General features: G+C 73.3%; 20 protein-coding genes. 10 read left to right on the top strand and 10 right to left on the bottom strand.

Features of this window, described 5'->3' with window-relative positions; all coding sequences use genetic code 11:
- Positions 1-13: 13 nt before the first annotated feature.
- Together J5Y04_RS25350 and J5Y04_RS25345 are read left to right on the top strand one after the other, a co-directional pair.
- The gene (locus J5Y04_RS25350; RefSeq protein ID WP_209414517.1) at positions 14-511 is read left to right on the top strand and encodes a GNAT family N-acetyltransferase; all 498 of its coding nucleotides are present in this window, start codon (positions 14-16) and stop codon (positions 509-511) included.
- Complete coding sequence (locus J5Y04_RS25345; protein ID WP_307853281.1) at positions 508-1,899, top strand: MFS transporter; 1,392 nt, start codon at positions 508-510, stop codon at positions 1,897-1,899. Before J5Y04_RS25350 ends, J5Y04_RS25345 begins: the two co-directional genes overlap by 4 nt.
- Positions 1,900-2,032: 133 nt before the next feature.
- On the opposite strand, the gene J5Y04_RS25340 is transcribed toward J5Y04_RS25345, so the two are convergent.
- Both J5Y04_RS25340 and J5Y04_RS25335 read right to left on the bottom strand, forming a co-directional pair.
- A complete protein-coding gene (locus tag J5Y04_RS25340) occupies positions 2,033-3,361 on the bottom strand; it encodes an esterase family protein (RefSeq protein WP_245205385.1) in 1,329 nt (442 codons plus the stop codon).
- Between the two features lie 189 nt (positions 3,362-3,550).
- A complete protein-coding gene (locus tag J5Y04_RS25335) occupies positions 3,551-4,051 on the bottom strand; it encodes an Lrp/AsnC family transcriptional regulator (RefSeq protein ID WP_209414515.1) in 501 nt (166 codons plus the stop codon).
- A gap of 94 nt (positions 4,052-4,145) precedes the next feature.
- Here J5Y04_RS25335 and J5Y04_RS25330 point away from each other — a divergent pair, with 94 nt between their 5' ends.
- The 4 genes from J5Y04_RS25330 to J5Y04_RS25315 all read left to right on the top strand — a co-directional run bounded on the left by J5Y04_RS25330 (position 4,146) and on the right by J5Y04_RS25315 (position 8,109).
- Positions 4,146-5,009, top strand: coding sequence for a TIGR03619 family F420-dependent LLM class oxidoreductase (locus tag J5Y04_RS25330; RefSeq protein ID WP_209414513.1), 864 nt, complete (start codon positions 4,146-4,148; stop codon positions 5,007-5,009).
- Positions 5,006-5,434 (top strand): nucleoside deaminase, encoded by a 429-nt coding sequence (locus J5Y04_RS25325; protein WP_209414511.1) that lies wholly within the window; start codon positions 5,006-5,008, stop codon positions 5,432-5,434. The genes J5Y04_RS25330 and J5Y04_RS25325 overlap by 4 nt, the downstream gene beginning before the upstream one ends.
- A gap of 418 nt (positions 5,435-5,852) precedes the next feature.
- On the top strand, positions 5,853-7,328 hold the full coding sequence (locus J5Y04_RS25320; protein ID WP_209414509.1) for a hypothetical protein: 1,476 nt from the start codon (positions 5,853-5,855) through the stop codon (positions 7,326-7,328).
- 253 nt (positions 7,329-7,581) lie between these two features.
- Positions 7,582-8,109 carry an STM3941 family protein gene (locus tag J5Y04_RS25315; protein WP_307853280.1) on the top strand — a complete coding sequence of 176 codons (528 nt, stop codon included), beginning with the start codon at positions 7,582-7,584 and terminating at the stop codon, positions 8,107-8,109.
- 135 nt (positions 8,110-8,244) lie between these two features.
- Here the strand turns inward: J5Y04_RS25315 and J5Y04_RS25310 are convergent, their stop codons facing one another.
- Positions 8,245-8,622, bottom strand: coding sequence for a VOC family protein (locus J5Y04_RS25310; protein ID WP_209414507.1), 378 nt, complete (start codon positions 8,620-8,622; stop codon positions 8,245-8,247).
- A 161-nt stretch (positions 8,623-8,783) separates the two neighbouring features.
- On the bottom strand, positions 8,784-9,296 hold the full coding sequence (locus tag J5Y04_RS25305) for a GNAT family N-acetyltransferase (protein ID WP_209414505.1): 513 nt from the start codon (positions 9,294-9,296) through the stop codon (positions 8,784-8,786).
- A gap of 87 nt (positions 9,297-9,383) precedes the next feature.
- Between J5Y04_RS25305 and J5Y04_RS25300 the strand changes: the two genes are divergently transcribed.
- Complete coding sequence (locus J5Y04_RS25300; RefSeq protein ID WP_209414497.1) at positions 9,384-10,514, top strand: hypothetical protein; 1,131 nt, start codon at positions 9,384-9,386, stop codon at positions 10,512-10,514.
- Positions 10,515-10,802: 288 nt separating this feature from the next.
- Here the strand turns inward: J5Y04_RS25300 and J5Y04_RS25295 are convergent, their stop codons facing one another.
- Entirely contained in the window at positions 10,803-11,261 is a 459-nt protein-coding gene (locus tag J5Y04_RS25295; RefSeq protein ID WP_209414495.1) for an SRPBCC domain-containing protein, read from the bottom strand.
- 172 nt (positions 11,262-11,433) lie between these two features.
- A complete protein-coding gene (locus tag J5Y04_RS25290) occupies positions 11,434-11,760 on the bottom strand; it encodes a rhodanese-like domain-containing protein (protein ID WP_209414485.1) in 327 nt (108 codons plus the stop codon).
- Between the two features lie 38 nt (positions 11,761-11,798).
- Here J5Y04_RS25290 and J5Y04_RS25285 point away from each other — a divergent pair, with 38 nt between their 5' ends.
- Positions 11,799-12,515: a TetR/AcrR family transcriptional regulator gene (locus J5Y04_RS25285; RefSeq protein ID WP_209414482.1), complete on the top strand. Its 717-nt coding sequence runs from the start codon at positions 11,799-11,801 to the stop codon at positions 12,513-12,515.
- Positions 12,516-12,536: 21 nt separating this feature from the next.
- Here J5Y04_RS25285 and J5Y04_RS25280 read toward each other — a convergent pair whose 3' ends face one another.
- The 3 genes from J5Y04_RS25280 to J5Y04_RS25270 form a co-directional block, all read right to left on the bottom strand.
- A complete protein-coding gene (locus J5Y04_RS25280) occupies positions 12,537-12,896 on the bottom strand; it encodes a nuclear transport factor 2 family protein (RefSeq protein WP_245205384.1) in 360 nt (119 codons plus the stop codon).
- 128 nt (positions 12,897-13,024) lie between these two features.
- The gene (locus tag J5Y04_RS25275) at positions 13,025-13,378 is read right to left on the bottom strand and encodes a cation diffusion facilitator family transporter (protein WP_209414481.1); all 354 of its coding nucleotides are present in this window, start codon (positions 13,376-13,378) and stop codon (positions 13,025-13,027) included.
- Position 13,379: 1 nt separating this feature from the next.
- Positions 13,380-13,652 (bottom strand): helix-turn-helix transcriptional regulator, encoded by a 273-nt coding sequence (locus J5Y04_RS25270; protein ID WP_209414641.1) that lies wholly within the window; start codon positions 13,650-13,652, stop codon positions 13,380-13,382.
- Between the two features lie 264 nt (positions 13,653-13,916).
- Between J5Y04_RS25270 and J5Y04_RS25265 the strand changes: the two genes are divergently transcribed.
- Entirely contained in the window at positions 13,917-14,336 is a 420-nt protein-coding gene (locus tag J5Y04_RS25265) for a molybdopterin-binding protein (RefSeq protein ID WP_209414480.1), read from the top strand.
- Positions 14,337-14,447: 111 nt separating this feature from the next.
- On the opposite strand, the gene J5Y04_RS25260 is transcribed toward J5Y04_RS25265, so the two are convergent.
- Positions 14,448-14,897 (bottom strand): molybdopterin-dependent oxidoreductase, encoded by a 450-nt coding sequence (locus J5Y04_RS25260; RefSeq protein WP_209414471.1) that lies wholly within the window; start codon positions 14,895-14,897, stop codon positions 14,448-14,450.
- Positions 14,898-15,383: 486 nt separating this feature from the next.
- Here J5Y04_RS25260 and J5Y04_RS25255 point away from each other — a divergent pair, with 486 nt between their 5' ends.
- Positions 15,384-16,883, top strand: a complete 1,500-nt coding sequence (locus tag J5Y04_RS25255; RefSeq protein ID WP_209414469.1) for a PucR family transcriptional regulator — start codon at positions 15,384-15,386, stop codon at positions 16,881-16,883.
- Positions 16,884-17,005: the final 122 nt, after the last annotated feature.

Raw genomic sequence — 17,005 nt, 5'->3', positions numbered from 1 at the left:
CACGCTGGTGGGCATGAGTCACCCCGTCGCACACCGAACCCCTGTAAGGCCGGCCGTCGAGAGCGATGTCGCCGAACTCGTACGCCTGCGGGCGTTGTTGTTCGAACACCTCGGCGGCGAGTACTTCAACCCCGCTTCGGCGGACGACAGTTGGCGGGCGGCACTGGCCGACGTCCTGAAGCGGCAGCTCGCAGCAGGCGCCATGCGGATCCTCGTCGTGGACGGCGAGGACGGTGACGGCCTCGCCGCCTGCGGCATCGGCTCGGTCGAACAGCGGCTCCCCGGTCCGCACCTGCGCAACGGCCGGGTCGGCCTGGTGATCGGCGTCGTCACCGCCCCCGCGTACCGGCGGCGCGGCCACAGCCGCGCGATCATGCACGGCCTGCTCGACTGGTTCCGCGAGCGCGACGTCGCCCGCGTCGACCTGTACGCCTCCCACGAGGGCGAACCGCTTTACCGCGCGCTCGGCTTCACGGACCATCCCGATCCGGCCCTGTACTGGCGCCCGTGACCGGCCGCAACCTGCCGGCGGCCGGCACTCCCGCCACCGCTCCCACTGCTCCCCCCGGTCCGGCCGCCGTTCCAGCCACCGCTCCGGCCCCGGCCCCCGCCGATGCCTCGCCGCCTGCCGGCCGGTACCGGTGGGCCGTCCTCGGCATCGCCACCTTCACCCAGGCCGCGTCCTGCTTCTTCGTCCAGGGCATCGGAGCCATGGGCGTCCCGCTCCAGCGTGACCTGGACCTGAGCACCGCCCAGCTCGGACTCCTGCTCTCGGCGGCCCAGTTCGTCCCGTTGGCCGGCCTTCTGGTGGCCGGGGAGCTGCTGGACCGCTACAACGAGCGCTGGGTCGTCGGGATCGGCGCCTGCGTGGTCGCCGCCGCCCTCGCCGCGGGCAGCCTGGCGCAGGGCTTCGGCTCGCTGCTCCTCCTCCTGCTGGTCGTCGGCGCGGGTTACAGCACCGCGCAGCCCGGCGGGAGCAAGTCGGTGGCGTCCTGGTTCGCCCCGTCCCGGCGGGGCTTCGCGATGGGCGTCCGCCAGGCGGGCCTACCGCTGGGCGGGGCGCTCGCCGCCGCCGTCCTGCCCCGCCTCGCCGACACCTACGGCCTGTGGGCGGCGTTCGCGGCCGGTGGGCTCGTAGCACTGCTGGGAGCCGGGGTCTTCATGGGCTGCTACCGGCAACCGCCCGCCACTGACGCCCCGGGTACTCCCGGCGGTCGGGGCACTCCGGGCACTCCGGGCACTCCGGGCACTCCGGCCGGGAAGGGTCCGCACGTCCCGCTCGCGGAGCAACTCGGCGACCGGGTACGGATGCTGCGGGAACCGGCCATGGTGAACGTCGTGCTCTCCGGCATGAGCCTGATCTCGGTCCAGTGCGGCATCGGCGTTCTGACGGCGCTGTACCTCCACGGCACGACGGCGCTCGGGCCCGGTCCGACAGCCGCCGTCCTCGTCGCGGTGCAGGGCGCGGGAGTGGCCGGGCGCATCTGCCTGGCCACCTGGAGCGACCGCAGTCGCTCCGGTCGCTACACCCCCGTACTGGCGTGCATGGCCGCGGTGGTCGTGGGGCTCGTGGCACTGCTGACGCCCCTCGGCCAGGCGCCGCTCGCGGCCTGCGTGTTGTTCACCTGGCTGGGGTTCTTCGGCATCGGCTGGTACGGCCCGTGGGTCGCCCACGTGGCCGAGTCGGCCCCACCGGGCAGAACGGGCTCCGCGCTCGGCCTGGTCATGGCGGTCACCCAGCTCGCCGTCATCCTCGCTCCGCCCGCCATCGGCCTGCTCAAGGACTCCGCCGACGGGTTCGCACCGGTCTGGGGAGTCCTGGCAGCGGCGACCGCACTGGCTCTGACGGTCGGCGTCCGCGGCGAACGCCGACGGCGGCGGACGGTCACGACGACCTGAGGACGCGCCGACGGCCCGGAGGCGTGAACCTCCGGGCCGTCGGCCGGGCGTGCCCACACCCGCGTCCCCTGCCCCCGTACACCCGCACTCGGGGCACGGGGGTACGGGCGGCCGCGCGCGGCGGTCCCCCTGCCTACCGGGCCGGGATGATCCCGGTCAGCCACTTGAAGGTCGGGACGACCAGCGGCTTCCAGGTCGACGTGAGGTGGGCGCCGGTGGTCTCGACGGGGGTGATGCTGGTGGGGCTCTTGGCGGCCTGCTGGAGGGCGGTCGCGTCCTCCAGGCCGTCGCCGCGCTTGCCCGTCACGTAGAGCGCGACGTTCGGCGGGGTGGGGGCGTGGGTGAGGATGTAGAGCGGGTTGGAGGTCTCGCGCAGCTTCGGGTCCTTGGCGGTCAGCGAGACGGGCTCGCCGGCCGGGTCGTTGTAGCCCGACATGCTGACCGCCGCACGGTAGCGGTTGGGGTGGGACAGGGCGAGGCGGGTGGCGCAGTGGGCGCCGGCCGAGTAGCCGGACAGGGCCCAGCGGTCGGCGGTGGTGTCGGCCCGGAAGTTGTCCATGACCATCTGCGGCACGTCACGCGAGAGCCAGGTGTCGGCGTTGACCTTGCCCGGGACGTCGGCGCAGCCCGTGTCGGTCTTGCCGAGGAGGGTGACGCGTGGCGAGACCAGGATGAAGGGCGTCACCTGCCCTGACTTCATGAGTGGTTCGAGTTGCTTGGTCGCGTCCATGGTCTCGCCGAACCAGGCGCTGGAGGATCCCGGGTAGCCGACGAGCAGCTCGACCACCGGGAAGGTCTTGTCCTTGTACGCGGGGTCGTCGTACTGCGGGGGCGTCCAGACCAGGACCTCGCCGTCGACGCCGGAGAGTTTGCCCTTGAGGTCGGCCTGCTTCACGCTCCTGGGCACGGCGTCGGAGTCGGGCGCGTGGAAGGCCTGCGGGACCTTGGGCGCGGACGTGGCGGAGGCCCCGGCGGAGGCCCCCGCGGACGCGGCGGCCCGGTCCCCGGCGAGGCCCTCGTCCTTCGGGGGCACGGGGACGGCGCGGACGTGGTTCGAGGTGCCCAGCAGGTCGCCCCAGCTGTCGTAGAGCTGGTTCTCGTTGTTGACCACCACGAACACCAGGGTCACGGCGGTGAACTGACAGAGCAGGATGGTCCCGAAGTAGGAGAGCGCCCGCAGCGGGCCGCGCCACGGCCTGGCGGCCGGCACCGGCCGGCCCGCACCCGGTGCGCCCTGCTGCGTGGCGGGCTCCCCCTGGTCCGGGTTCGGCGCGCCCTGCTCCGCCGCCTGCGTGCCCGAATCGGCGGTGGGCGTGCCCGATTCGGCTGTGGGCTGCGGGTGCTGAGTGCCCGGCACCCGCCTGAAGACCCCTCTGCCCCGCCACTGCGCCATGGCCAGCGCGAGGGAACCCACGAACAGCACGATCGTGAGGACGAAGAAGGGAGTGCCAGTCAGGTTCATCGCGTTCCGGTGCCCAGTTCCTGTGCCGCCCGGGCCCGTGTGCCCGGTGACAGGAGAGACAGCAAGGAACGGCCGTTCGGTTGCCCGTTCCTGGGAGCAACCTGGGAGCCCGGGACGCAGCGGCGGGACGCGGGCCACGAGGCCGGATCAGCAGGTGGTCCCCCGGCGTCGGAGTCGGAGCGGCCGGGCTCAGAGCGGCCGGGCGTCCTCCCGCTGCCCCCGCAGCCCGCGCGGCGCGCCCGGACCGCCCGGACCGCGGAACGGCAGTGTCCGGCTGAGGACGAGATTGGTGGTCGTGCTCCCGAACTGGGCCAGTGCGTCCACGACCTCCTCCAGGTGGCCCATCGACGTGGTCGCCACCTTCAGGACGTAACAGTCGTCGCCCGTGGTCCGCAGGCACTCCAGGATCTCCGGGCGTTCATTCACCAGCCGGCGCAGCGGCTCGTGCCGCGTCCCCGGCCCCGGGTACTTCAGGCGGACCACCGCCAGCACCGCGTGCCCGGTCCGTTCCAGGTCCACCTCCGCGCGGTAGCCGGTGATCACCCCGGCCGCCTCCAGCCGCCGCACCCGTTCCGTCGTCGCCGACGCGCTCAGGTTCACCCGCCGTGCCAGCTCCGTGAACGGGAGCCGGCCGTCCTGCTGGAGCTCGGCGAGGATCGCCCAGTCCGTCTCGTCAAGACTCTCGGTCATCCGCCCAGATTACCGGTGAATCCACGGCCGAACCGCGTCCGAACAGGCCGGAATCCCTTCTGGAGACCCGGACCGCCTGACTAGCCTTGGCGTCGTGAAGATCGGAGTCAACGTCCTCAACTTCGGCCCCGGCGCGGACCCGGGAGTCCTGCGCAGCTGGGCTCTCACCGTGGAAGGCCTGGGCTTCGACCTGCTGATGGTCTCGGACCACGTCGCCATCACGTCCGACGTCGCCGAGCGCTACCCGGCCCCCTTCTACGAACCGTTCACCACCCTCTCCTGGCTGGCCGGCATCACCACCCGGATCCGCCTCGGCACGACCGTCCTCATCGCCCCCTACCGGCACCCGCTGCTCACCGCCCGGATGGCCGCCAACCTGAACGAGCTGAGCGACGGCCGGCTGGTCCTCGGGGTGGGGGTGGGCTGGGCCCGGCAGGAGTTCGCCGCCCTCGGCATCCCCTTCGAGCGCCGCGGACGGCTGACCGACGACCACCTCCGGGCCGTCCGGGCCGCCTGGGCGGACACCGCCGCCTACGGAAGCCGTCGGATTCCCGTCTGGGTCGGCGGCAACAGCGAGGCGGGCCTGCGCCGGGCCGTGCGGCTCGGGGACGCCTGGCACCCGTTGCGCTGCACCATGCCGGTGCTGCGCGAGTCCGTGGCCAGGCTCAAGGAGCTCGCGGACGAACAGCAGCTCCCCGTACCCGCCTTCGCGCCCCGGATCGCGCTCAAGCCCACCGCGACGCCCCTCGACGGGCCGCAACGGCTCGCCGGGGAGGGCACGATCGACCAGATCATGGCCGACCTCGACCAGCTGCGGCTGCTGGGCGCCGACACCGTCGTCCTCGACCCCTACGGCGGCGACCCCCGCGAAACCCTCCACCCCGAGACGGCCTGGCGGTCACTCGCCACGGTGGCCGCCCAGTTCCGCCCACCCCGCACCCGTACGGAGCACTCATGACCACCCCCGACGACCACCCCCTCCTCCGGCGAGCCATCGCGCTCGCGGCCGAGGCACGCGCGAGCGGCAACCCGCCGTACGGATCGCTGCTGGCCGGGCCGGACGGCACCGTACTGGCCGAGGAGCGCAACACGACCCTCACCGACCGGGACATCACCGCGCACCCGGAGCTGAAGCTGGCGCGCTGGGCCGCACGTGAGCTGGACGCCGTCACGGCGGCGCGGACCACGATGTACACCAGCTGCCAGCCGTGCGGGATGTGCGAGGCCGTCATCCAGCAGGCGGGCCTGCAGCGGGTGGTGTTCGCGCTGTCCGGCGAACAGCTCCTGGCCATCCGTCCGGGCAGCGGCCGCCGGCCCGTCCCGCAGGACGGCCCGGCACTGCACGACGAGGTGCGGGCGGTGGTGGAGGGGTACTACCGCTGACCCCGCGGCAGGGCGGGGGCGGCGGCAGGACGGACGGGCACGACGGCGGCACGACGGCGGCGCAACGGGCCGTCACGACGGCGGCACGACGGACGGGCACGACGGCGGCACAACGGATCGGCACCGGCCGCAACGACGGACCGGACCGGCCGGTCGCCTCACGGACACGCCGGCCGTTCACCGGGCGCGGGGGGCTCGGTGAACGGCCGGCGCCGCTTGTCCCACGCGGGCGCGCCCGCCTGGTGCACTGGTCCCGGGACGCACTCGGGACCACGGCCTCATGCCCCCCGTCCTGGCGAATTCCTAACGTGAGAGCACGCGTTGGGCAGTCACCCCGGGTAACCGGACGCCACCTCACGCGGACCGGGCCGGACTTCCGGCCCGGGAGTTCCGACAGCGAAGCACTGGAGGATCCCAGATGAGTTGGAACCAATTCACGCTCTCCTCGGCCGGCAGCTCGGACCTGTCGAGCCGGGTGGCCGCGGTCTCCCGGATCGACGGCAGCATGGAGGTCTGGTGGGTCGCGCCGAACGGCTCGGTCCAGGGGGCCTACTGGTACGACGGTTCGCCGTGGAAGCGCTACGAGCTGGCGCCCGCCGGCAGCGCCTCCGTCAACGGCGGCATCGCCGCCGTCTCGCGCATCCCCGGCAGCATGGAGGTCTTCTTCATCGGGGCCAACGGCTCGGTGCAGGACCGCTACTGGTACGAGGGCTCCACCTGGCAGGCCTTCGAACTCGCACCCCCCGGCAGCGCCGCCACCACCGGCGGAATCGCCGCCGTCTCGCGCATCCCCGGCAGCATGGAGGTCTTCTTCATCGGCGGGAACGGCTCGGTGCAGGACCACTACTGGTACGAGGGCTCCACCTGGCAGGCCTTCGAACTCTCCTCCGCCGGCACCGCGTCGACCATCGGCGGAATCGCCGCCGTCTCGCGCATCCCCGGCAGCATGGAGGTCTTCTTCGTCGGCGGGAACGGCTCGGTGCAGGACCGCTACTGGTACGAGGGCGCCACCTGGCAGGCCTTCGAGCTCTCGCCGCCCAACAGTGCGTCCAGCACCAGCGGCGTCGCGGCGGTCTCGCGCATCCCGGGCAGCATGGAGGTGTGGTTCGTCGGGCCCAACGGCTCGGTGCAGGACCGCTACTGGTACGAGGGCTCCACCTGGCAGGCCTTCGAACTCGCGCCCGCCGGCAGCGCCTCCACCCACACCGGAATCGCCGCCGTCTCCCGTATCCCCGGCAGCATGGAGATGTGGTTCGTCGGGCCCAACGGCTCGGTGCAGGACCGCTACTGGTACGAGGGCTCCACCTGGCAGGCCTTCGAACTCGCGCCCGCCGGCAGCGCCTCCATCACCAGCGGAATCGCCGCCGTCTCCCGCATCCCCGGCAGCATGGAGATGTGGTTCGTCGGCGGCGACGCCTCCGTCCAGGACCACTACTGGTACGACACGTCGAGCAAGAACTTCGACCAGGACCTCACGACCGACATCGCCATCGGGGGCTCGGCGCACGTCGTGATGAGGCAGGACGGCTTCTTCTCGTTCAACACGCACGCCCACGACAGCGGTTTCGACAACATCGACTACACGATCTCCGCCGCCGTGCTGACGCCGGACGGAACCGTCTTCACCTTCCAGCACTCCGGTCACACCGAAGGAACCGTGGCCGGCCTGCCCTTCGGCACCCCCGACCGGAACGACGACTTCACGTTCACCGGCAACAACCCGCAGATCACCGCTAAGTGGGACGGCATCCTCAACGGCACCTTCAAGGCCGACATGCAGGCGACCGACACCCTCGCGGCCGGCATCACGGGAGCCCTCGGCGACCTCGTGAAGGCGGTCCTGGCCGCGGCGGGCAAGGCCGCGGCCGACGCGGTCGTCAAGCTCGTCTCCTGACCGGACCCCACCCGACCTGATCCGATCCGGCCCGACTCGACCCGGCCTGATCCGAATCGACCTGACCCGACCTGACCTGAAAGCCCCGACGCACGGGCCCGGTTCCTCCCCAGGAGCCGGGCCCGTGCCCACGTCAGGTCAGTGCGACGCCCCCGGCGCCCGGAGCGGGCCGCGGACGTCGCGCCTGCGGCGTCCGCGGACGTCGCCGCACCGCGGTGGCGGCCCGGCCAGGGCGGCCGGTACCTTGTGCCGCGTGATCGACGAGACGGCGGCCCTCCCACCCACCGTGTACGCGTCCTCCCGGCCCCGGGCGGCCCTGCACCTGGCCGGCGCGGCGGCGTTCGTGGCGGTGGGCGCCGCCATGATGATGTCCCCCTCGGTCCTGTTCATGCTCGTCGGCGCACTCAGCGTGACGTTCTTCGGGGCCTGCGCCGTGGGGCTGACGGGCCGTCTCGTCCGGCGTCGGCCCGAGCTCGTACTGGACGCGGCCGGGCTGGAGCACGTCCAGGTGGGGCGGATCGCCTGGAACGAGATCGCCGAGGTCCGGGTCCGGGCGGTCAACACCGGCTCCGCCTTCACTCCGTACATGGTCGAGCTGGTCCTGCACGACCCCGCCGGGTACCTGGTCCGCGCGCCGTGGATCGCCCGGGCGAACGCCCGCATGGGCTACCGCCCGTCGTTCTCGACCAACACCCTTCCGGTCGATCACCACACGATCGCCGACGCCATGCTCCGTCACCGGCCGGACCTGACCGTCCGCATCTGGGGCAGGCGACCGTAGGAGCGAGGCGGAGGACGCCTGCGCGGCGCAGCCCCGCCCCGTCATCCTCACTTGTCACCCCGTCACTCGTCACCCCGTGCCGACCGGCGCACGGCCATACGGTGGCGGTCGACCACGGGGAGCGGTCCCGAACCGTCAGATCGGGTTGAGGCGCGCCTTGAGCAGGCAGAACTCATTGCCCTCGGGGTCGGCGAGTACGTGCCACTGCTCGTTGCCGGTCTGGCCGATGTCGGCCCGGCGCGCCCCGAGCGCCAGGAGGCGTTCGAGCTCGGCGTCCTGATCGCGGTCGGTGGGGTTGACGTCTATGTGCAGCCGGGACTTGCCCTGCTCCGGCTCGTCCCTGCGGCTGAAGAAGATCGTGGGCTGCGGACCGCCGAACCCTTCCGGCGTCCCGATCTCCACGCAGCCCTCCTCCCGGCCGACCACGACGTAGCCCAGGACCTCGCACCAGAACTGCGCCAACAGTTCGGGGTCGCGGCAACCGAGCACGAGCTCACCGATACGACATGCCATGGACGAAACCTGCTCTCAGCGTGGGAACTTCCGGGGCGGCCGGACGCGGAGCCCGTGGGCTCCCCGCAGTGGGAACGCGGTCGAGACCGTACCGAATGGGGCGAGCAGGCGCGAGGGGTTTTGGGGCGCGGTAGGGCGGTAAAGGCGTTTCCGCCAGTCCGCTAGACGAGTTCGTCGGCGAGCAGGTCCATCAGCAGATTGTCGTGCCAGGTGCCGTCCGGTCCGCGTTCGTACTGGCGCATCGTCCCGACCGGGCGGAATCCGACCTTCTCGTAGCAGCGGATCGCCGCCGTGTTGTCCGCCGCCGGGTCGATGATCAGGCGATGGTAGTGGTGGTCGGCGACGAGGTGGCGGGCGAGGGTGCGGACGGCGTCCGTGCCGAGGCCGTGGCCGTGGTGGGCCGGGTCGAGGTAGATGTCGATGCCGGCGTGCCGGTACTCGTCGTCGTTCTCGGCGTACCACTGGATCGCGCCGGCCACCTGGCCCCCCACCACGACCACCAGGGTCTCGGTGTCCGGCTCCTTGAGGTCGGTGGCGACGGCGTCGGCGAGGTCGTCGCCACCCCGCCAGCGGGCGTACACCTCGGGCGTGGAGCGAATGGCCACGAGGGCCGGGACGTCGTCGTCGGTGGCCGGGCGGAGCGTGACGTGGGTGCCGTGCAGAATCGTCCCCATATGGGGCATGTTTCCACGGAAGAGGGTGTTCGGCGAGCCTATTTCCGCGTTGCGCGCGCGGCCTCCCGGCAGGGAGGATTCGCCGCTGTGGATCTTATTTTCGGCCTGGTCTTGATCACGCTCACCTGCGTCGCGCTGCACGACCAGCCCTTCCGCCGGCTCGCCCAGAGGTGGGCGCGGACCAGCTTCGACCCCACGGCGTACGGCCTGGCTCCGCGCGCTCAGCTGGACCCGGAGCGCGCCGGCCCGCCGATGTCCGCCGAGCTGCGCAGGGAGGCCCAGGCGATCGCCGACGCCGCCTGGGACGGGGACTGGCGGCCCGCCGCCGCGTACGTGGCCGGGGCCGGGCGGTCCTGGGACGAGCGCTGGTCGCGACTCGAACTGCTGACGGAGATCGCGGACTCGGGCGACGCCTGGCTGACGGCCTGGCGGATCGCCGATCCGAACTGCTGCGACGCGGCCACGCTGGAGGCCAAGCTGCTGGTGCGCCGCGCGTGGGCGATCCGCGGTTCCGGGTTCGCCCACGAGGTGCCGCCCGAGAACATGGCGAGGTTCCGGGAACTGCTGCCGGCCGCGATCGAGGCCGCACGGCGGGCCGCGCTGCTCTCCTCGGAGGACCCGGGGCCGTGGGTGGTCATGGTGACGGCGGCACGCGGGGCGCAGTACACGCCCGAGCAGTTCGCGCCGCTCTGGGCCGGGTTGGCCGAGCGGGCGCCGCACCACTACGAGGGGCACTGGCAGGGCATGCAGTACTGGTGCGCCAAGTGGTACGGCTCGGACCGGGAGATGCTGGCGTTCGCCGAGCGGGCCATGGACGCCGCGCCGGCGGGCAGCCCGCTGCCCGGGATCTACCTGCACGCGGTCCACGAACTGGCGAAGCGCAACGCGGCCGGGAAGCTGCTGGCCTCGGCGCAGGCGAAGCGCCGGCTGAGGGCGGTCGCGGCGGCTCTGGCGACCGTGCCGCCGGACGATCCGCACCTGCCCGCACTGCGGCACCTGCTCGCCTCCTTCTTCTACACCTCGGGCCTGTACGCGCCCGCACTGGAACAGTTCCGGCTGCTCGGACCCTGGTGCGGCGCCGCCCCGTGGACCGCGGCCGAGGATCCGGCGGCGGAGTTCGACCTAGCGCGCGGGGTGTCGGTGAAGCGGGCCAGGGCCCGTCCGCTGCCGCGGGAGACGGGCCCGGTCAAGAGCGCAACCCATCGCCACGGCGGGTGATCGTTCCGGTCCCGGGACGCACGCGGGACGCCCCGTCCCCTCCAGGCCCGGCCATCGGCCCGGCTCCCCCAGGAGCCGGGCCGGCCGCCGGTCCGGGGCACGAACTCCGGTGCGGCCCACGCCTGGCGGCCAGGAAGCCCCAAGGCCCGCCACCCCGCCCGGCCGCATCCGTGGCGACGTCCACGACGCGTTCCTGAACTCGGCCGCGCGCCGCCGTGCAGGAGAACGCCTCCTCCGTCGCTTCCACCGCCCGCCCTCCGGAGGCCCGTTCGCCGTCGTTCGCGCCGGTCATGCTTCCGCGTGTTCGAACCTCTCACGCAGCTGGTCGAGCTTGCCCGGCCAGTTCCGACCGTTGGCACGGTGACGGTCCGCCACCTCGTCGGCCGAAAGGCCGAGTCGGGCGAAGCCGCTCTCGACCATCGTGAGCCTGGTGCCTCCCGTGGCCTGGTCCACGGCCAGCGTGAACTCGACGAGCGTGGCGTTGGAGGGGGTCGGCTCCTCACCGGCGGCGCCCTGGGACCAGCGCCAGGAGAAGACGCTCGGCGGCTCGACCGTCTCGACGCGGGCCGGGATCGTGCCGTGAACACCGTGGTCGAAGATCAGTACGCCACCGGGGCGCAGTTCGACCTTGACGGGATCTCCGTTGCCGAACCAGCCTCCCAGGAAGGCGGGTTCGGTCAGCACCGACCAGACCCGCTCCGGGGTGGCATTGATGACGACGGTGCGTTCGATCGTGTCGGGGATCATTGAGACCTCATCTCGTCCGGATGTGCCACCCAACGGTTGCACATCCGAATCCCCATGCGCAACCAGAGAGTTGCGCATGGGGTCGAGCAAGGCGGCCGCCGGACGCCGAATGCCGGGTGCCGCACGCCGCACGCCGCACGCCGCACGCCGCACGCCGGGAGCCGACCTCGATTCAGGCGGACTCGGTGGGAAGGCCGGCGTCGGCCCAATCCTCGATGCCCTCGCGGTACTTGCGGACGTTGGCGTAGCCGAGGGCGGTAAGGCGGTCGGCGACCTGGCCGCTGTTGGGGCAGGCCGGGTTGGAGCAGTAGGTGACGATCGCGGCGTCGCGGTCGGGGAGCAGGGTGGGCGCCAGTTCGTCCACATCGGCTCGGACCAGCGCGACGGCGCCGGGCAGGTGCTGCTTGGCGTAGTACTCGCCGCCGAGGGCGTCGACCACGGTCACGGAGCCCGTCTCGATCGCCGCGGCCAGTTCGTCCCGGGTGATGAGTGCAGTCATTGCCGCTACCTCCTAGAGATTCGGACTATAGTCCGGTTATGGCTCACGACAATAACGGACCGCAGTCCGCTTCTGCAATCCCCGGGACCGGCGGGGAGCCCGTAGCACTGGAGCTGCTGCGCACCCCGCCACCCGCCGAACGGGCCGACGCCGCCCGGAACCGGGCCGCCGTCCTGGAGGCCGCCGCCCGGCTGTTCGCGGAGCACGGGGTCGAGGCGGTCTCGATGGACCAGGTGGCGGCGGCGGCCGGGGTCGGCAAGGGCACGCTGTTCCGGCGCTTCGGCGACAAGGCCGGGCTCGGGGTGGCCCTGCTGGACGCGCGCGAACGGGCACTCCAGGAGGCGGTCCTGCGCGGACCCGCACCACTGGGGCCGGGCGAAGCGGACGAAGCGGGCGGGCCGGGAACGGCACCCGGCACGGCACCCGGCGAGCGACTGGCGGCGTTCGTGGACGCGTACCTGGACTACCTGCTGGAACACCTCGACCTGGTGCGGATGTCCGAGACGGCCTCGCGCGGGGCCCGCTACCGCATCGGGGCGTACCGGTTCTGGCACCGGCACGTGGCGATCCTGCTCACCCGGGCCGGCGCGGCGGATCCGGAGCACGACGCACACGCCCTGCTCGCGGCACTGGCGGCCGAGCATGTGGCCGCGCTGCTACCGGAGTTGGGGGAGGAGCGGATCCGGGCGGGGGCACTCGGCCTGGCCGCCCGGATCGCACCGCAGGCGACAGCGGCAGGCGACAGCAGCAGGTGACAGCAGCAGACGACGCGGGCGTCAGGCGGCGTACGCCCCGAAGCCCCGGCAGACCAGGCCGTCCCGGAAGGTCAGCGCCTCCGAGACGGCGGTCCCGCGCTCGTTGCGGTAGTTGATGACGACCGTGTCCACCGACACCCGGACGTCCTCCAGCGCGAAGTGCAGGTCCGGCAACTGCGCCAACGCCTTGGCCCAGTAGGCGCGCAGGGCCTCCTTGCCGCGCACCTCCCCCGAGGGCTCGCCGATGAACGTGACGATCCTGGGCGAGGCGAAGACGACGTCGTCGGTGTAGTGGGCGAGGACGGCCTCCAGGTCACGGGCGTTCCAGACCGCGACCCACTCCTCGGCGAAACGCTGCGCGAAGGCGTGATCGATACTCATGCGTCCCATCCTCCCCAATCGGTCGCGGCACGGCAGCAGGACCGCCGACTTCCGGCCGGGTTGGCGAGGTGGCCGGACCGGACGGACACCGCTCCCCGCCGGTCGTCCGGCGGGGAGCGGCGGCGTGGTCAGGCGTGGACCGGGGGCGTGCACAACGGGGTTGTGGCGGGCTCGGGCTGGAGGGCGGAGTTGGCGAGGGCGGCGAGGATCTCCAGCCGGTAGTGGCCGAAGGTGCGGCGGAGGGTGGGCGAGCGCTGGGCGACCTGCACGGCGACCAGGGCCAGGGTGACTCCGGAGAGGTCGGTGAGCATGTGGCCGGAGTCGGCGAGCAGGGCGAGGCTGCCGGAGAGCAGGCCGCCGACGACCTGGAGGACGAGGACGGTGCCGGTGACGGCGATGGCCAGCAGCATCCGGCGGCGGTACGCGCCGCCGACCGTGGCCGGGGGCCCGGCGGCGTGGCCGACGGTGTGGCCGGCTCCCATGTCAGTGCTCCTCTCCGAGGGGCAGGACCGCGGCGAGCAGGTCCCGCAGGGCGTGGGCGAGGCGGTCGTCGGCCAGGTGGTAGCGGGTGCGGCGGCCTTCGGGGACGGTCCGCACCAGGCCGCAGTCGCGCAGGCAGGCGAGGTGGTTGGAGACGTTGGCCCTGGTCAGATTCAGCTCCTCGGCGAGGTCGGCCGGGTAGTGCGGGGCGGCGAGCAGGGCGAGCAGGATGCGGCGCCGACTGGTGTCGGCCAGGGCCCTGCCGACACGCTCCATGGCCGCCTCCTGCGCTTCGGCGGGGAGGTGCGGGCTGCGGGTGCTCTCGGCGGTCGGTTCCATGTCCCAACGGTACAGCCTATGCTGAATTCAGCATGAACTGAACCCACAGAGTAGGCAGATGCGAGCCTGTCCACCACTCGGCCCCGGCAGCTGCGAGAGGCCCCCTCAACGCGTGTGACCATGGGTTTTCCGGCCACTAGGGTTGATCACGGCACGATCGGGAACCCCTTGAACCGCGATCGAAAGTACGAGGCACCACCCATGAGCCTGAGCATTCGCAACCAGCTCCCCGGCACCGTCACCGCCGTCACGACCGGCGAGGTCATGGCCACCGTGAAGGTCCGGCTCACCTCCGGGCAGGAGCTCACCGCGGCGGTCACCGTGGACGCCGTGAAGGACCTCGGCCTCGGCGCCGGCAGTGCGGTGCAGGCGCTGGTGAAGTCCACCGAGGTCTCGCTGGCCACCGGCCCGGTCGCCGGACTGAGCATCCGCAACCAGATCCCGGGCACGGTCGCCGAGGTGGCCACCGGCGCCGCGATGGCCGGGGTGAAGGTCGACGTGGCGGACGGCGCGCTGACCGCCGCGATCACCGCCGACGCGGCGGCCGAGCTGGGCCTGGCGGCCGGCTCGCCGGTGGTCGCGCTGATCAAGTCGACGGAGGTCTCGCTCTCGGCCGCGTGATCCTCGGCGGCACCGCCGGCGGCGCGCCACTGACGACACACCACCGACGGCACGCCACTGACAGCACGCCACCGACAGCACAGCGCCGTCGGCAGCCCGCGACGGGAGTCCTCAGGGAGCGGGCTGCTCCAGCGGACCGAGCCAGACGGCCGTGACCGCGCTGACGTAGCGGGCGCCGCAGCGGTCGTCGGGGACGACCAGCTGCGGGCCCGCGGCGTCCAGCGGCGCGCCGTCCATGCTGGTGGCGAGCAGGATGCGCCGGTCCGCGAACTCGGGGTCGATCTCGGCCCAGGAGACGACGGCACGGTGACCGTCGGCGCCGCTGACGGAGAGCAGGAAGCGCAGCCGCTGCTTGCGGCCGGTGAAGTCGATCCGCGGGCCGGCGGCGCGCAGCACGTCCCAGAGGGTCGGGCCCTCGTAGCCGTGGCGCTGCTCGCCCTCGGTCAGGCAGTCGAAGCCGACCTCGACCCGGTGGGCGGGCAGCGCGCGCAGCTGTTCGACGGTCAGCTCGGCCGGCCGGTCCAGGTGACCGTGCAGCCGGACTCTGGCGGACGCTCCCATGTGCCACGCTCCTCCCGGACCGCGCCGGTGCGGTCGCCGCGGTCCGGGAGAAGTGCTACCCGAGCCGGAGCCGGGCCATTCGCACATGCAGGCCTGAAAGGGACAATTCAGCCGCAGTTGCGATGGATGAACGCCCCCTGGGGAGGCACCTGCCGGAGGCGGGAGGCCGGGGGCGGGGCGCGGACCCGGGGACTGAGAGGGCAGGACGCAGACCCGGGGCCGCGAGGGCCGGGCCGCACCCCGAAGGATGCGTGGAGCGGGATACGGGGCGCACCGGAGGAGACACTGCGGTGCGCCCCACACCGATTCAAGCAAGGCGGCAACGGTGCGGACGACTGGTTCCGGACACCATCCGCAGGGGCTCGAACTGGATGATCCACCAAGGGGGATTACAGGTCATCAGCTTGCATTTACGATGCTCGTGCGCCGGTCGGCCTCGCAGGTGCGATGGCCATGGTCCGGCGCGGAGCACAAGGAGCGAGAGAGATGATCGTCGGAGACCTGCTCGACCTGGACGACCTGCACATCCGGCTGGCCTGGGGCACGCCGGAGCTGCTCGCCCGCCCGGCCACCGGCATCAGCTCCACCGACCTCCAGGACCCGGCCCGCTACCTCCGGCCCGGCGAGCTCGTCCTCACCGGCCTGGTCTGGTGGCAGCCGGCCGACGGCTCCGGCGCGCTCCGCTTCGCCACCGCCCTGCGCAGCGCCGGCGTCGCCGCCCTGCTCGCCGGGGAGGGCACCCACGGCAGCATCCCCGAGAGCCTGGTCGACGCCTGCCGCACCCACGGCATCCCGCTGCTCGCCGTGCCCGCCGGCGTCAGCTTCCGGTCCGTCACCGACCGCGTCTACCTGCGCCTCTGGGGCGACCTCCGGGCCGGCGCCCAGGACACCGCCGCGATACCCGGCACCGTCCGACGCGAGCTCGCCGAGCTGATCCACGCGGGCACCGCCCCCGCCGAGGTGCTCGCGCACGCGGTGGGGCGGCTCGGGGTACCGGACTGCTCGCTCGCCACGGCCGGCGGGCGGCTCGTCGCCGGGCCGGCGGCACCGGGCGGGCGTGGCGACCTCGGGCTGCCGGTCGGCCCGCAGGACGGCTCGCCGTTCACCGGGTGGCGGCTGCGGCCGCACGCCCGCGACGCCGCGGCCGAGCCGGTGCTCCAGGGGCTGGCCGAACTGCTCGCCCCGCTCGCCGTCCGCGCCCACGCCGAGGCGGGCGGCCGGCGCCGGACGGCCGCGCACCTGCTGGACGCACTGGCCGGTACGACCGGCGCGGCCGGGGACGGGGGCACCGGCCTCGCCGAAGCGCTGGCCGCCTGCGGGCTACCCACGGGCACGCCGGGTGGCGCACCGCTGGTCGCGGTGGCCGCCCGGATCGACGACGCCCCGCCCGCGTGGGCCGCGCACGCACTCGCCGAGGCACTGCACCCGCTGGACGCCCCGTACGCCGCCGGGACGGACGGCGCCGGACGGGCCGCCGCCCTGGTCGCCGCGCCCGCCGCACAGGTCGCCGACCGGCTGCGCCGCGCCCGGCCCGCCCTCCAGGCCCGCCTCAGCGGGCGGCGGACCCTGCGCCTCGGCGTCGGCCCGGCCGCCCCGGCCGCGGCGGGCCCGCTGCGGGCGGCCCTGGTCCAGGCCCGGTACCTGCTGGACGGCCCGTCGGGAGCGATCGGCACCGCCGCCGAGCTGGACTCGCTGGCCGGGCTGCTGCGCGGCATCCCGCCCGAGGTCACCGCCGCCTTCCACACCCGCCTGCTGGCCCCGCTCGCCGCCCACGACCGCGACAACGGCGTCTCGCTGCTCGGCACCCTCGCGGCCTTCCTCGACCACGACGGCTCGTGGGCCCGCACCGCCGAGACCCTGCACATCCACGTCAACACCGTCCACTACCGGATCCGCCGCATCGAGGACCTCACCGGCCGCAACCTGGCCCGTCTCCAGGACCGCCTCGACCTCCGCGCGGCCCTGCTCTGCGCCCCGGCGGCCTGAGCCGGGCGCCCGACCCGGCACCCCTCGCGGAGAGGAGCGGCTCCGACCCTCTGAGCCACGCGGCCCAGCCCGATACCCCGGGCGGGGAGGAACGGCTCCGGCCCGCTGAGCCACGCGGCGCG

Origin of the sequence: Kitasatospora sp. RG8, from assembly GCF_017813315.1 — a bacterium.
GTDB lineage: Bacteria > Actinomycetota > Actinomycetes > Streptomycetales > Streptomycetaceae > Kitasatospora.
Note: the sequence above shows the minus strand (reverse complement) of the source record. Positions and strands in the feature narration are given on the sequence as shown.